Origin of the sequence: Methylosinus sp. PW1 (assembly GCF_000745215.1) — a bacterium.
Taxonomy (GTDB): domain Bacteria; phylum Pseudomonadota; class Alphaproteobacteria; order Rhizobiales; family Beijerinckiaceae; genus Methylosinus.
The window spans coordinates 615796-627878 of sequence record NZ_JQNK01000008.1 but is presented as its reverse complement, the minus strand read 5'-3'; the positions used below and the strand labels follow the sequence as shown (position 1 = coordinate 627878).

Annotated in this window: 11 protein-coding genes and 1 other RNA gene; 5 read left to right on the top strand and 7 right to left on the bottom strand. The window is 66.3% G+C overall.

The genetic code is table 11. From position 1 onward, the window contains the following. Window positions 1-258: 258 nt before the first annotated feature. Window positions 259-651: RNase P RNA component class A (rnpB, locus tag K369_RS24610), an RNA gene on the bottom strand. A gap of 253 nt (window positions 652-904) precedes the next feature. Here rnpB and K369_RS08660 point away from each other — a divergent pair. Then, window positions 905-2140 carry a beta-ketoacyl-[acyl-carrier-protein] synthase family protein gene (locus tag K369_RS08660; protein ID WP_036289899.1) on the top strand — a complete coding sequence of 412 codons (1236 nt, stop codon included), beginning with the start codon at window positions 905-907 and terminating at the stop codon, window positions 2138-2140. A gap of 28 nt (window positions 2141-2168) precedes the next feature. Here K369_RS08660 and K369_RS08655 read toward each other — a convergent pair whose 3' ends face one another. Next, window positions 2169-3089, bottom strand: coding sequence for an alpha/beta fold hydrolase (locus tag K369_RS08655; RefSeq protein WP_036289897.1), 921 nt, complete (start codon window positions 3087-3089; stop codon window positions 2169-2171). Between the two features lie 94 nt (window positions 3090-3183). Here K369_RS08655 and K369_RS08650 point away from each other — a divergent pair, with 94 nt between their 5' ends. Next, complete coding sequence (locus K369_RS08650; RefSeq protein WP_036289895.1) at window positions 3184-4083, top strand: LysR family transcriptional regulator; 900 nt, start codon at window positions 3184-3186, stop codon at window positions 4081-4083. Here K369_RS08650 and K369_RS08645 read toward each other — a convergent pair whose 3' ends face one another. The 3 genes from K369_RS08645 to K369_RS08635 all read right to left on the bottom strand — a co-directional run bounded on the left by K369_RS08645 (window position 4084) and on the right by K369_RS08635 (window position 7708). Beyond that, window positions 4084-4827: a hypothetical protein gene (locus K369_RS08645; RefSeq protein ID WP_036289893.1), complete on the bottom strand. Its 744-nt coding sequence runs from the start codon at window positions 4825-4827 to the stop codon at window positions 4084-4086. It abuts the gene before it with no gap. A 39-nt stretch (window positions 4828-4866) separates the two neighbouring features. After that, the gene (locus K369_RS08640) at window positions 4867-7086 is read right to left on the bottom strand and encodes a carboxypeptidase-like regulatory domain-containing protein (RefSeq protein ID WP_036290446.1); all 2220 of its coding nucleotides are present in this window, start codon (window positions 7084-7086) and stop codon (window positions 4867-4869) included. Between the two features lie 127 nt (window positions 7087-7213). Further along, window positions 7214-7708, bottom strand: a complete 495-nt coding sequence (locus K369_RS08635) for a hypothetical protein (protein WP_245278141.1) — start codon at window positions 7706-7708, stop codon at window positions 7214-7216. A gap of 86 nt (window positions 7709-7794) precedes the next feature. Between K369_RS08635 and K369_RS08630 the strand changes: the two genes are divergently transcribed. Beyond that, the gene (locus K369_RS08630; RefSeq protein WP_018264995.1) at window positions 7795-8193 is read left to right on the top strand and encodes a carboxymuconolactone decarboxylase family protein; all 399 of its coding nucleotides are present in this window, start codon (window positions 7795-7797) and stop codon (window positions 8191-8193) included. 144 nt (window positions 8194-8337) lie between these two features. After that, on the top strand, window positions 8338-8673 hold the full coding sequence (locus K369_RS08625; RefSeq protein ID WP_051949156.1) for a hypothetical protein: 336 nt from the start codon (window positions 8338-8340) through the stop codon (window positions 8671-8673). Between the two features lie 29 nt (window positions 8674-8702). Here the strand turns inward: K369_RS08625 and K369_RS08620 are convergent, their stop codons facing one another. After that, window positions 8703-9227, bottom strand: coding sequence for a CreA family protein (locus tag K369_RS08620; RefSeq protein WP_036289889.1), 525 nt, complete (start codon window positions 9225-9227; stop codon window positions 8703-8705). A 242-nt stretch (window positions 9228-9469) separates the two neighbouring features. Here K369_RS08620 and K369_RS08615 point away from each other — a divergent pair, with 242 nt between their 5' ends. Beyond that, window positions 9470-10528 carry a DUF2865 domain-containing protein gene (locus K369_RS08615; protein ID WP_245278140.1) on the top strand — a complete coding sequence of 353 codons (1059 nt, stop codon included), beginning with the start codon at window positions 9470-9472 and terminating at the stop codon, window positions 10526-10528. Here K369_RS08615 and K369_RS08610 read toward each other — a convergent pair. Next, window positions 10509-12065 (bottom strand): hypothetical protein, encoded by a 1557-nt coding sequence (locus tag K369_RS08610; protein ID WP_036289885.1) that lies wholly within the window; start codon window positions 12063-12065, stop codon window positions 10509-10511. The two genes, K369_RS08615 and K369_RS08610, sit on opposite strands and share 20 nt — an antisense overlap. Window positions 12066-12083: the final 18 nt, after the last annotated feature.

Here is a 12083-nt window from a genome sequence, read left to right as displayed (position 1 = left end):
CGCCGACGCGCGAAAGGCGCGGGCGCGACTTCTCCCGGAGAAACGTGTCATCGCTCTGAACAACAACGCATATCATGAAAGACCACGGACGACTGGAGCGGCGCGGGCGGCGCGGCGCTTGCGATTATTAGCCGTCGTCAGGGTTAAGAGAGCGTTGACGCGGGCGCGGGCCGCGCATTTCGCGTTAGGCAAGGCGGGGGCTGGCGAGCCGGGAATAGACGACCTGCTCCCTGCCCGCTCCTCCCCTCGCTCGATAAAATCGCCAGTCGGCCTATAAGCCGGGTTCTGTATGGCGCGGTCGGGTCGCCCCTTCCACGCGCGATGGCCATTCCTCTGGGACGACGCTTGCGCGCCGCCTCTAGCAACCAACCCGGGCGACGACCCGGAGACGGGCCAGGAAATATCGCTATCTCCAGTCGCCCCTATTCGGTCTTGCTCCCGGCGGGGCTTGCCATGCCTCGAACGTCGCCGCCCGAGCGGTGCGCTCTTACCGCACCCTTTCACCCTTACCGCGAGCCCGAAGGTCGCGGCGGTTTGCTTTCTGTGGCGCTTTCCCTGGGGTCGCCCCCGCCGGACATTATCCGGCGCCGTGTCTCCGTGGAGCCCGGACTTTCCTCTATCCCGAAGGACAGCGGCCATCCAGCCGACTGGCTGATGAGCCAATAGGCAGCCCGGCGCGGAAGGTCAAGACGCCGCAAAAACCAGCGGCCGCGGCTGCGCAGATCCGCACGCATCAGTAGAACCACTTATGATTCAGCCGAGTAGAGACCGCTGCGGCGCCGCGCCACGCGCCTTTTCGGGGAAAAGCGGGGACCTCTGCTTGCGCGTGAGGCGACCGTGACGGCAAAAAGGATTAACGTCTGGTCCCGTCGGACTGGAGACGGCGGCAACGGAGCGAATTTCTATTTTGGCGACAGCGGTGAAATCGAACGAGAGACGTGTGGTGATCTCCGGCATGGGCGCGGTTTCGGCCGCCGGCGTCGGGGCGCAGCCACTTTGGGAGGCGGCGCGCGACGGCCAATGTCAGGTCCGCCCGCTGAAGCTCGAGCGCCCCTATGGCGGCCGCATCAAAATCGCCGCGCAGCCGCAGAACTTCGATCCGCTGGCCCATCTCGAGCCCGAGATTCTCCCCTATTGCGACCCTTTCACCCAATACGCCATCGTCGCCGCCGACGAGGCCATGGCGCAGGCGGGCTTCGCGCGCAAGGATATCGCCGGGCCGCGCACGGCGGTCGTCATCGGCTCCGGCATAGGCGGCTCCAAGACCATCGATGACGAGGCGCATAAGGAATACAACACGCGTGAGCGCGCCGATCCGCTGACCGTGCCGCGCCTCATCCCCAGCGCCGCGCCCACCATGCTGGGCATGCGCTTTTCCTGCAACGGGCCGACTTTCGCCATCGCCAGCGCCTGCTCCTCGGCGAGCCAGGCGATCGGCGTCGGGCTGGAGATGATCCGCTCCGGCGCGGCCGATCGCGCCATCGTCGGCGGGGCGGAGGCGGCCGTCATCAATGGCTCGCTACGCTCCTGGGAGGCGCTGCGCGTGCTGACGCCGGATTTCTGCCGGCCCTTCTCGGCCGGCCGCAACGGCATAGTGCTCGGCGAGGGCGCGGCGATCTTCGTGCTGGAGACGGAGGAGCTCGCGCATTCCCGCGGCCATGCGCCGCTCTGCGAGCTCGCAGGCTATGGCACGACGAGCGACGCTTTCGATCCTCTGCGGCCCAATGTCGAAGGCCCCTCCTCCGCCATGCGGCAAGCGCTGGAGAGCGCCGGCCTCACGCCCGACGATATCGATTATCTCAACGCCCATGGCACCGGCACCTACGCCAATGACATCACCGAGTCGGAAGCGATCCTGCGCGTCTTCGGCGAGTGTGGCGCGCGTCTGCCGGTCTCCTCGACCAAGCCGATCCACGGCCATGCGCTGGGCTCCTCCGGCGCGCTCGAGCTCGCCATCACGATCAACGCCCTGCGCGAGCAGCTCGCTCCGCCGACGATCCATTTCAAGGCGCCGGACCCCAAATGCCCGGTGGACCCCGTGCCGCACGAGGCGCGCCGCGTGCCGATGCGCGCCGCCATGTCCAATTCCTTCGCCTTCGGCGGCATCAACGCCGTGCTGGTGGTGCGACGGGCGCGGTAGTGGGGCGGCGTCTCGGCCATCTCGCGCATCACGCGAGAAACTGCTCGACTTCGCGAAAAAATGTCTCCGGCGCCTCGTCGGGAACGAAATGGCCGCTCTCCTCGACGATGACAGAGGCGAGCGCTCGCGTCCGCGGCGCCAGCGCTTCGGCGAGTCGCGGCCCGACTCCATGTCGTCCGGCGATCGCGAGAACCGGCATGTCGAGCCTGCGATCCGAAAGGCTCTCTGCCAGACGCGCATCCTCGGGCAGCGCGCGATAATAGTCGAAGCCCGCGGTCATGCCGCCCGGCCTCGCATAATGGCGCGCGAATTCGTCGATCGCCGCCGCGCCGACCGCGTCCTTGCGATGCGACCAGGCGCGAATTTGCGCGGCGATATAATCCCTCTCGCGTCCGCGCGTCAGCAGCTCGGGAATGTCGCGCGCCATGTGAAAGCCGTAGTGCCAAGCGCCGCCGCGCCGCGCGTCCATATTCTCGGTTCCCGGAACGAGGCAGTCGACGAGGACGAGACGCTCCACTTTCTCCGCATGGAGCAGCGCGAGCATGAAGGCCGCCTTGCCGCCCATGTCATGGCCGATCACATGCGCCCTCCCGCCCGCCACGCGATCGATCAGCGTAGCGATGTCCCCGGCGACCGCGCGCTTGTCATAGGACTGCGCAGGCTCGGACAGGCCGAGGCCACGAAGATCCGGCGCGACGACGGTGAAGCGAGGCGCCAGACGCTCCATCGTCGCGCGCCAGGCGAACCATGTCTGCGGCCAGCCATGCAACAGCACGACCGTGGGTCCCGCGCCCATTGTGACGAAATGCAGCCGCGCGCCGTCGAGCGTGAGCGAATGGCTCTCCGCCCCCAGCGGCAAAAGCCGCGCCTCCTCGGCCCACGCCCCCACGAATCCCTGCGTCGCGACGGCTCCAGCGGCGGCCAGAAACGCCCGTCTGTCGATCGTCATCCTCTCCTCCCTCGAAAGCTTCGCGAGAGTTGCCGATCGTCGCTCATGCGTCTATCGAATGGGCAGATCGAGTTATTATAACTAAAAGTTATGCATGGACCTCGCCGCCGCCCTTCGCGCTTTCATCCGCATCGTCGAGCGCGGCTCGATGACCGCCGCGGCCGCCGACCTCGGCGTGTCGCAACCTGCTGTCAGCAAAATGCTACGCAATCTCGAAGCGCATGCCGGCGCGCGCCTGCTGGAGCGCGGCCCGCGCGCGCTGCGTCCCACGGCGAGAGGCCTCGCGCTCTATGAGGCCGCTGGCGGCCCGCTCGCGGCAATAGACGCCGCGCTCGAAAGTCTTCGCGACGACGGCGCGGCGATCGCTGGAGAATTGCGCCTGCATGGCCCGAGCTGCATCGGCGAAAGACATTTGTTTCGCATCGCGATGGCGTTTCAGGACGCGCATCCTTCCGTCGCCGTGGCTCTGTCGCTCGAAAATCGTCCGGTCGATCTCATTTTCGAGAATATCGACCTCGCGCTGCGCATGGGCCGACCGAGAGAACAATCGCTGATTCAAAAGCGCATCGGCTTCAGCCGGCGCATCCTCGTCGCCGCGCCCGCCTATCTCGCGCGCGCAGCGCCTCTACGCACGCCCGCCGATCTCGCCGCGCACGATCTTCTCGTCACCGATGCGTCGCTGCGCAATGGCGCGCTGCGTCTTCGCAAGGGCGACAATACGGAAGACATAGCGGTTCGGCCGAAGCTCACGACCAATAGCGCGCAGGTTCTCATCGAGGCGCTGCGCGCCGGCCGCGGCGTCGCCACCACACAGCTCCTGCTCGTCGCCGAAGAGCTGCGCAGCGGCGCATTGATCCAAGCATTGCCCGATCACGAGATCGAGCCGAGCGAATTCTTTCTCGTCTATCCTTCGCAGAAATTCCTGCGGCCCGCGGTGCGCGCCTTCGTGGATTTCGCCACGCCGGCGCTGCGCCGCATCGAAGGAATATTCTGATTACAAAGAATAGCCCGTGATGGCGGAAGCGAACCACAGCCAAGGATCCGCGCCGGAGAGGCTGGCGAAGAGGAGCGCCGCCGCCGCGAGCTGAACGCCGATGGCGACCAGCGCCGCGCGCGACAATTTTCCGGCGCCGTCGTCGAGACGGCTCGCGCCGACATAGAGCAGAAGCGAGATCAGCAGCGATCCATAAGTCACCGCCGGGCCGCCCGGAATGACGAAGCGCAGCGCGCGCGCCGTCGCCGGCGCGATGAAGGTGAAGAAGCTCGCCAGCTGAAAATGCCGGTGCCACTCGGGACGCCGGACGGTGACGAAAGCCCCGACGCCGAAGAAGGCGACCTCGGCGATCACCCAGAAAGGATAGGCGAGGCCGATCAATGGCGCCGTTCCCGCGACCTGCGGATTCGCCGCGGCGACGCGTCCCACCGCCGTGACGATCGACAATGCGATGACGAGGCCGAAGAGGACCGCGCCGATCACGCCGACCGTGCGATGATTCTTCAGCGCTCCTCTGCTCGCGGCGACATATTGATAGATGAACACGGCGAGCCAGGCCGTCGTCGTCACGCCATGCGCGAGCACGAGCAGCGTCAGCGGCTTGCCGGCGCCGAAGACCGGCTTCAGATAGAAGGTCGGCGCAAAGCCGACGAGCAGCAGCAGGACGCCGAGCCCGACGAACCAGCCTTGTTTCGGCAGACGAATTTTGGAGGCGACGGGTAGGCTATCGACGGCTTCGCTCATGGGATCGACCTTTGACGTGAGAAGGAGCGGATAGCGCGCTCAATGCGCGAGCGGATCGGGCCGCAGCTGGAAATTCACCACCAGCGGGCTCGAATAGGCGGCGGGCGTCGCGCCCGGCGCGCCGGGCGCCGGGGCGTCGATCGCCTCTATGTGATAGGGCGTGCGATTGCCGGAAGTGACCCAGAGGCCCCTGCCCTTCCAGCCGGCTTTCGCATCGTCGATGCGGCCGTCGACTCCCTTGGCGTAGAAGCCGAGCGGATAAGGCACGCGCAGCTCGAAGATCCGGCCGCCGACCAGCGCATGCAGCGAATCCGACTGATTGCCTGTGGCGATCGGCGTATCGGCGCCGAGGCCGAGAATATCGTGCTGATCGACCCACAGATAATAGGGCGTCTCGGCGGCGCCCGCCGCGCCGGCGAAACCCGGCCCCGGCAGCGGGTAGAAGCTCCAGCCCTCCGGGCATTTCTCGCCCTTCTCGGCGCCCGGCCCGTTGAGCGGCCCCTTGCATTTGCGGCGGTCGAAGCTCGCTATATGGCCGCTGCCGAGCGCCGCCCAGAAAACGCCGTGGCGATCCACATCGGCGCCGCGAATTCCGTAGCCGGGCGCGGGAACCTTATAGACCTCCGCCAGCGCCGTCTCCGGCGGATTGGCGCCGGGCGCGAGACGCACCGCATAGCCGGGAAAGGCGAGGCTCGACCCCCACACCGAGCCGTCGAGCGGGCTCCAGGAAATGCTGTAGTAATTGAGCGGAACGCGCGTGTCCTTGGCCGGATCGACCGGCTTGCCCGGCTGGTTATAGCCCTCGTCGCGCTTGCTGTTTCCATTGGTGTCGACGACGAGCGGCGTCCAGCCCTGCGACGAAGCGGCGTCGCCGGTCGCGAGGAATTTCTTCGTATCCACCCAGCCGACGACGGCGAGATCGGGAGAGCCGAGCGTGTTGAGCCACAGCGTATTATTCGCATCCTCGGCGAAATTCAGATGATGCGAGGAAAAGCAGGTGTCGATGAAGGAGAATTGCTTCGTCGCCGGATCATAGATCGTCACCTGACGCTGACCGCCCGAGAAACCTTCGGGCCGCGCCGAGAGCGGATAGAGCTGCGCCGAGCGCAGCGACGAATTCTTGTCGCAGAAGGCGGGCGCATTCTTCGGCGCGCGCGCCTGCGCGGCGAAATAGATTTTTCCCGTCTCGTCCAATGTCGGCGTATGCGCGTTGAACTTGCTGTTCCAGATCGCCTCGCTTCCCAAATAGGGCGAAGGATCGACCACCGGATTGCCGAGCAGAGAAGACGGCGTATCGGCGTCGCGCACCTTGGCGTCGATGAGCCATTTCTTGTTCGTCTGCGGATCGATCACCGGAATGTCGTCGCTGCCGAGCTCCGTCGCGCCATAGATGAGGCCCTTGGCGTTGACGGTCGGCTTGCGCTTGTCGGTGATGGCGAGATCATGCAGATAATGTTTGGGCGAGGCCCATTCGCGCACGGTGACGACGATATTGCGCTCGACGCCGGAGGGGCGCGGCGGCGTCTCATGCGGCAGCTCGCCGGCCTTTATGCGATCGGTCCAATCGGCGAACAGCGCCAGCTGACCGCCGTCGGTCGTATCGAGACGGGAAATCGTGTTGACCATCGCCGACCCCGCCTGACCGGAGCGCAGGCGCCGCGCCCAGGCCTCCTGCGACGTCTCGAAATGGCCGAGCGCCGGCGATATGGTGCGCGTCGCATAATTGCCGAGCTGGTGGCACGGCCCGCAGCCATTGGTCTTGACGAGATCGAGCCATTGCTCCTGCGATTTGAAATTCTCCGGCACGCCATTGCCGGACGGCCCCGTGCCGGGGAATTTGGCCTTGTCCGGCACGCGCAGCAGCGAGAGCCAGTAGATCGGCGGGTAATATTGCGCCGCCGCCTCGAGGCTCGGCGCGACGGAAGCCTCATGATCGACGAGCTTGCCCGGCTCGGCGGCGATCTTCTTGGAATCCACCAGCCCATAGCCGCGCGTCCACACGCGATAATGCGCCTTGGGCAGATCGGGAATGACATAGCGGCCAAGATCGTCGGTCACGACGATCTTGGCGTAGCGCGTGCCGAGCTCGGTCGTCTCGGCGATGACCCAGACGCCCGCCTCCGGCCCGAATCGGCTCGTCACCACGCCGCCGATGGCGTCGGCGTCGATCTCGACGCGTTGCGCCTGCCCATGGGCAGCGAAGGGAAGCAGCGCGCCGCCGAGCGTCGCGGCGAAAGCGAGAAAACCTGTGAAGCGCATGTCGGAGCCTACAATATACAAAGCCGATAGATTATAACGATTTTATCGGCCCTGTCGAGACAGCGGGCTCCTTTCCAGTGCGCCCCTTGAAAACCACGGCGAGCGAGCGCGACGAAGGTCGCGGCGCTCACTTTTTCTTGCAGGCCTCGACGAATTTGCCGATCTTCTCCGCTGCGCCTTTCAGCGGCGCGGATTGTTTCGAGCCGCCGATCGTCACGATGAGCGTCTCCCCGCGCGCCATGGCGGCGAAGATCGGATCATCAGCGGCGACCCGCCCTTCGAAGCTCGGAACGCCCGCCTCCTCATTCGGCACGAGCTTTCCCGCGACCTTCGTCTGCGCGTCGCCGACCGCCAAAATCGCCGTCGCGGCCTTGCCGGCCTTCTGCTTGCCGTCGGTTTCGGAGATGAACAGCGTCGTCGCGCCGCTATGGGCGTCGCAATGAAAGCCGCCGAGGGAATCATCCGTTTCGGGAACGCCATAGTTGAGAAATGCCATCGGCGGCTTCGCCTCGTCGAGAGAGAAGCTCCAAATGCGCCCCTGCTGCGCCGCCGCCGGCGACGCCACCCCCACAAGCGCGACGACGAGCGCAGCCGACGCGCTCCGAGCCGATGCATTCGACATTTTTCCACCCCATCTCGAAACATGCGCGCCGCGCGCGCCGCCGCTATGATAGGCCGAATGCGAATGTGCGACGAAGCGAGGAAAAAATGGCCACTGTGACGCTGCTCGGCGACGACGAGCTCTCGGACGAAGCCCGCGCCGTCTTCGACGATATTCGCGCGACGCGCAAAAGCGATTTCGTCAATAATTTCTGGCGCGCCCTCGCGCATGATCCGGCGACGCTGAAACGCACATGGGAGAGCATAAAGGCGGTGATGGGACCGGGCGTCCTGGACCCCAAGGTGAAGGAGATGATCTATATCGCCGTCTCCATCGCGCATGGCTGCAGCTATTGCATCCACTCCCATACGGCGAGCGCGCGCGCCAAGGGCATGACCGAGGCGGAGTTCAACGAGCTGCTCGCCATCGTCGGCATGGCCTCGGAGACCAACCGCCTCGTCACCGCGCTGGGCGTCGAGGTGGACGCGGAATACGACATTCGCTGAACGGCGACGCGGGCGTGAATGGTCGCGCCCTCGACGTCTCTTACCCAAATCGGCGCGGACTTAACCGCGCCTTAACTGCGATCGCATAAACCAGGAGCCGGCGCGGTGAGGCGAATGAGCGTCCCCGCGCGAGGCGTGCCCCCGATGTTCTCCACCGAATTTCAGCGTCTCGTTCTCCCGCGTCTCGCCATTCCGCTGCTGGGCGGATTGCTGCTCGCGGCGGCCCAGGGCGGAGCCCGCGCCGTCGAGGCGCCGAAGAACGTCTATTTGATTTCCGGCCACGAAGGCTATGGCGTCGTCGAATGCATCACGCAGAAGAAAGATTGCGGGAAGATCGTCGCCGACAGCTGGTGCGAGTCGCATGGCCACGGCCCCGCGGTGGCCTTCGGCCGCGCCGACGATGTGACCTCGGCGATCGGCCCGGCCTCGGCGCGCAAGCCCTTGACGGCGGAAGCCGCCGTCGTCTCCTGCAGCGATTGAGCGTGGGCGGGCGCAGGCCCGCCGCCGCGTCATTTTTTCAAGAACTCGCCGCATTGCGCGACATCGCCGGCGCCCCAGGGCTGGATCGGCACGCCCGAGGTGGAGTTCTCCGGCGAGCCTTCGATCAGCCGGTCCGAATAGGCCATATAAACCAGCGCATTGTGCTTGGCGTCGCAGCCGCGGACGATATGCAGGCGCTTCCACAGCGCCGAGCGGCGCTCGCTGAACACTTCGTCGCCCTGACCGAATTTCTCCTTGAATTTCACCGGCCCATATTGACGGCAGGACAGCGACACATCGGAGGTCTGCTCCGCGACGCCGAACATTCCCGCGACGCCGCCCTTCTCATGCACGGTGTAATAGCAGGCCACCCCGTCTATATCGGGATCGTCGAGCACATAGGTCGCCAATTTATCGTTGGGCGTCAGCAGCTTGAAGTCGGTGGACTTGCGAAAGATCAGATCCGGCCCGTCGGCCCGGGCGGGCGCTGCGCCGAGAGCGGCGACGAGCCCCGAGGCGATGAGAGCGGACAGGACGAATTTGGACGGCTTCATAACTGCGTTCCTCCAGAGCGCCAGGAAATTCCCTCGACAAATGTCGTGATGCGCCTTGTTCGCGACAAGAAGCTCGCGACAATCGCGCGCCGATTGATCGGACGGATGATATGGCCGATATGGTCTCGAGCTCGACGGTTTCGGATTCGCCGGCCCGCGGCGCCTCGCCTTTCGAATCGCGAAATATAGGACCAATGTCGGCGAAACATATCATTCGGAAGACGCTTTCCCAGAAGGGGCCGTTGCGGCGCCTCGCGGGCGCGCTCGTTCTCGCCGCCGCCGCCGCCCTGCTCTCTGCGCAGGCGATGGCGCAATCGGCCTATTGCGACAATTTGCGCGCGCAGATCGCCGCCGCCGGCAATAATAGCGCCTCGGCCCGCTATCGCGCCGCCGCCACCACCCAGCAGAAGGAGATCGACCGCACGGTCGCCTATGGGCGTTCCATCGGCTGCGACCGGCAGCAGTTTCTCTTCTTCGGCAATGCGCCGCCGCCGCAATGCGGCGCGATCAACGGCCGCATTGCGCAGATGCGCTCCAATCTCGCCGCGCTCCAGCAGAATTCCGGCGACGGCCCGCGGCAGGCGCTGCAGGCGCGCTTCGATCAGCAATGCCGGCAGCCGCAGCAGCCGGTGCGCGTCGCCTCCCGTCAGCGCAATATTTTCGAGGAGCTGTTCGGGTCGCAGGAAGAGGAGCCGACGCCTGTCCGCGAGCTGCCTCTCGACGGGCAGCAGGATCGCGGCGAGGACGATAATGGCGGCCCTGTCGCGCGCGGCGGCTCGCTGGCGGTCTGCGTGCGCGCCTGCGACGGCGGCTTCTTCCCCATCAGCTATTCGGCGCGGCGCGCCAATCTCGCCGATCTCCAGGAATTGTGCCGGGCGCAATGCCCCAATGTGGAAGTGACGCTCTACACGCGCTCGCCCTCGCGCGACATAGAGACCGCAGTGTCGATGGATGGCGAGGCCTATGGCGACCATCCCAATGCGCTGAAATTCACCAAGAGCTATGATCCGACCTGCTCCTGCCGGCCGCCCGGCCGCAGCTGGGCGGAGACGCTCGCCGAGGCGGAGCGCCTGCTGGCCGAGCGCAACAAGGGCGATCTCGTCGTCTCGGCGGAAAAGGCGGAAGAAATGTCGCGGCCGGTCATCGCGCGCACGGCGCGGGGCGCGGTCTCGCCCAATCTCCCCGCCACGGAGGCGACGCAGCCGGAGAAGCGCCCGGTCGACGCGCATGAGACGACGCGCGAGATCGTCGGCGCCGACGGCGTCAAGAAGCGCGTGCGCGTCATCGCGCCGACTTTGTGATCTCCTCACGCTCATAGAGCGTCCAGGCGAAACCCGAGAGGCCCGAGGCCGGGAAATATCCCCGCCGCAAGAAGTCCGCGCGACACTCCTGCGGGCCGGCGGAGCGCCGCTCGGCATGTTCCGCCTGTGAATCGGGCAGATCGACCACCAGCAGAAAGGCCGGCGGCGTCGCGCACCATTCGGCCGGCGAGACCATCGTCGCGACGACGCCCAGCTTGCGGGCGTGATAGGCGACGACGGCTCTGGTCTCGCCGCGCGCGAAATCGACGGCAAAGGGCGCCTCCTTGCGCTCGGCCATGATCGTCACCGCATCGGCGTAATGACCGCGGCCGTCGCGGTAGAAATCGGCGAGCTGCGCGGCGCCGCCGAGTGCGAAGGCGAGAAGCAGGACCGCCGCCGCCACGCGCCGCCACGCGCCGGCGCGCCAAAGGGCGGCGCAGCCTTCGGCCGCGAGCAGCGCGAGGCCGATCGCCGCGGTCGAATGAAAGCGCGGATATTGCTGGCTCGGCAGGCCGGCGGCCATATGCAGCAGCGGCAGGCCGAAGACGGCGATGGCCGGGAAGACCCGCCGCTCCGCCGGCAGAACCGCCAGCAGGCCGACGGCGAGCAGACCCGCGGCGCCGAGAAGGACGAAATCATTGCCTCCGCGCGGAAAGCCCAAGGTCGCCCGCGCCATTCCCGCGACGCCCTCGGCGAAGATCGCCTGGCTCAGCGGAACCATGGCCCCGACCTGAAAATCCGGCGCCAGCGCGCCATAGGCGAAGCAGAACAGAGCCGGAAGGCTGGCGAGCCCTGCGACAGCCCCTATGGCGACCGCCCGGCCGAGAGTGCTGCTGCGAAAGCGCAGCAACGCCGTCAGCGCCAGCGCGCCGCTCGCCTCGATCATGGTGAGATGGCAGAAGGTCCCGAAGCCGATCGCCGCCGCCAGCGCCAGCAGGCGTCGGCAAGAGGCGCCCTCGACCAGAATGGCGTCCACGAGACCATAGGCCAGCAGCACGGCGAGCGTCATGCCGGCATAGCCGCGCGCCTCCGAGCCGTAATGGACGAAGAAATAGGAGGTCGCGAAGACGAAAGCGGCGATGAGGCCGGCCGCGTCGCAATAGCGGCGGCTGGCGGCAACGGCGGCGGGAATGGCCAAAGTTCCGAGCACGACTGCCGCCAATCGCATCAGCGGAACCGGCGCGTTCGGGCCTATGAGATAGAGCCAGGCGGAATTGGCGACGTGATTATTGTCGTGATGCAGGCCGATGAAGACATCGCCGAAGGAATGCGCCCGCTCGAGCAGGTGCAGCGTCCAAATTTCATCGAGCCAGAGATCGCCCTGCGCGGCGTAGAGGCGAAGGGCGGCGCCGATGAAGGTGAGGGCGATGAGGATCGAGCGATAGCGGCCGAGGCCCCCTCCCTCACCCTCCCCCGCTTTGCGGGAGAGGGGGGCGGCGACGTTACGCGCAACGTCTATGACCCGCGGAATCTGCTCCCTCTCCTGCGAAGCGGGGGAGGGTTGGGGAGGGGGCGCGACTTTCGGCTCATTTCGCATCGGCGAGAAGATTGCATC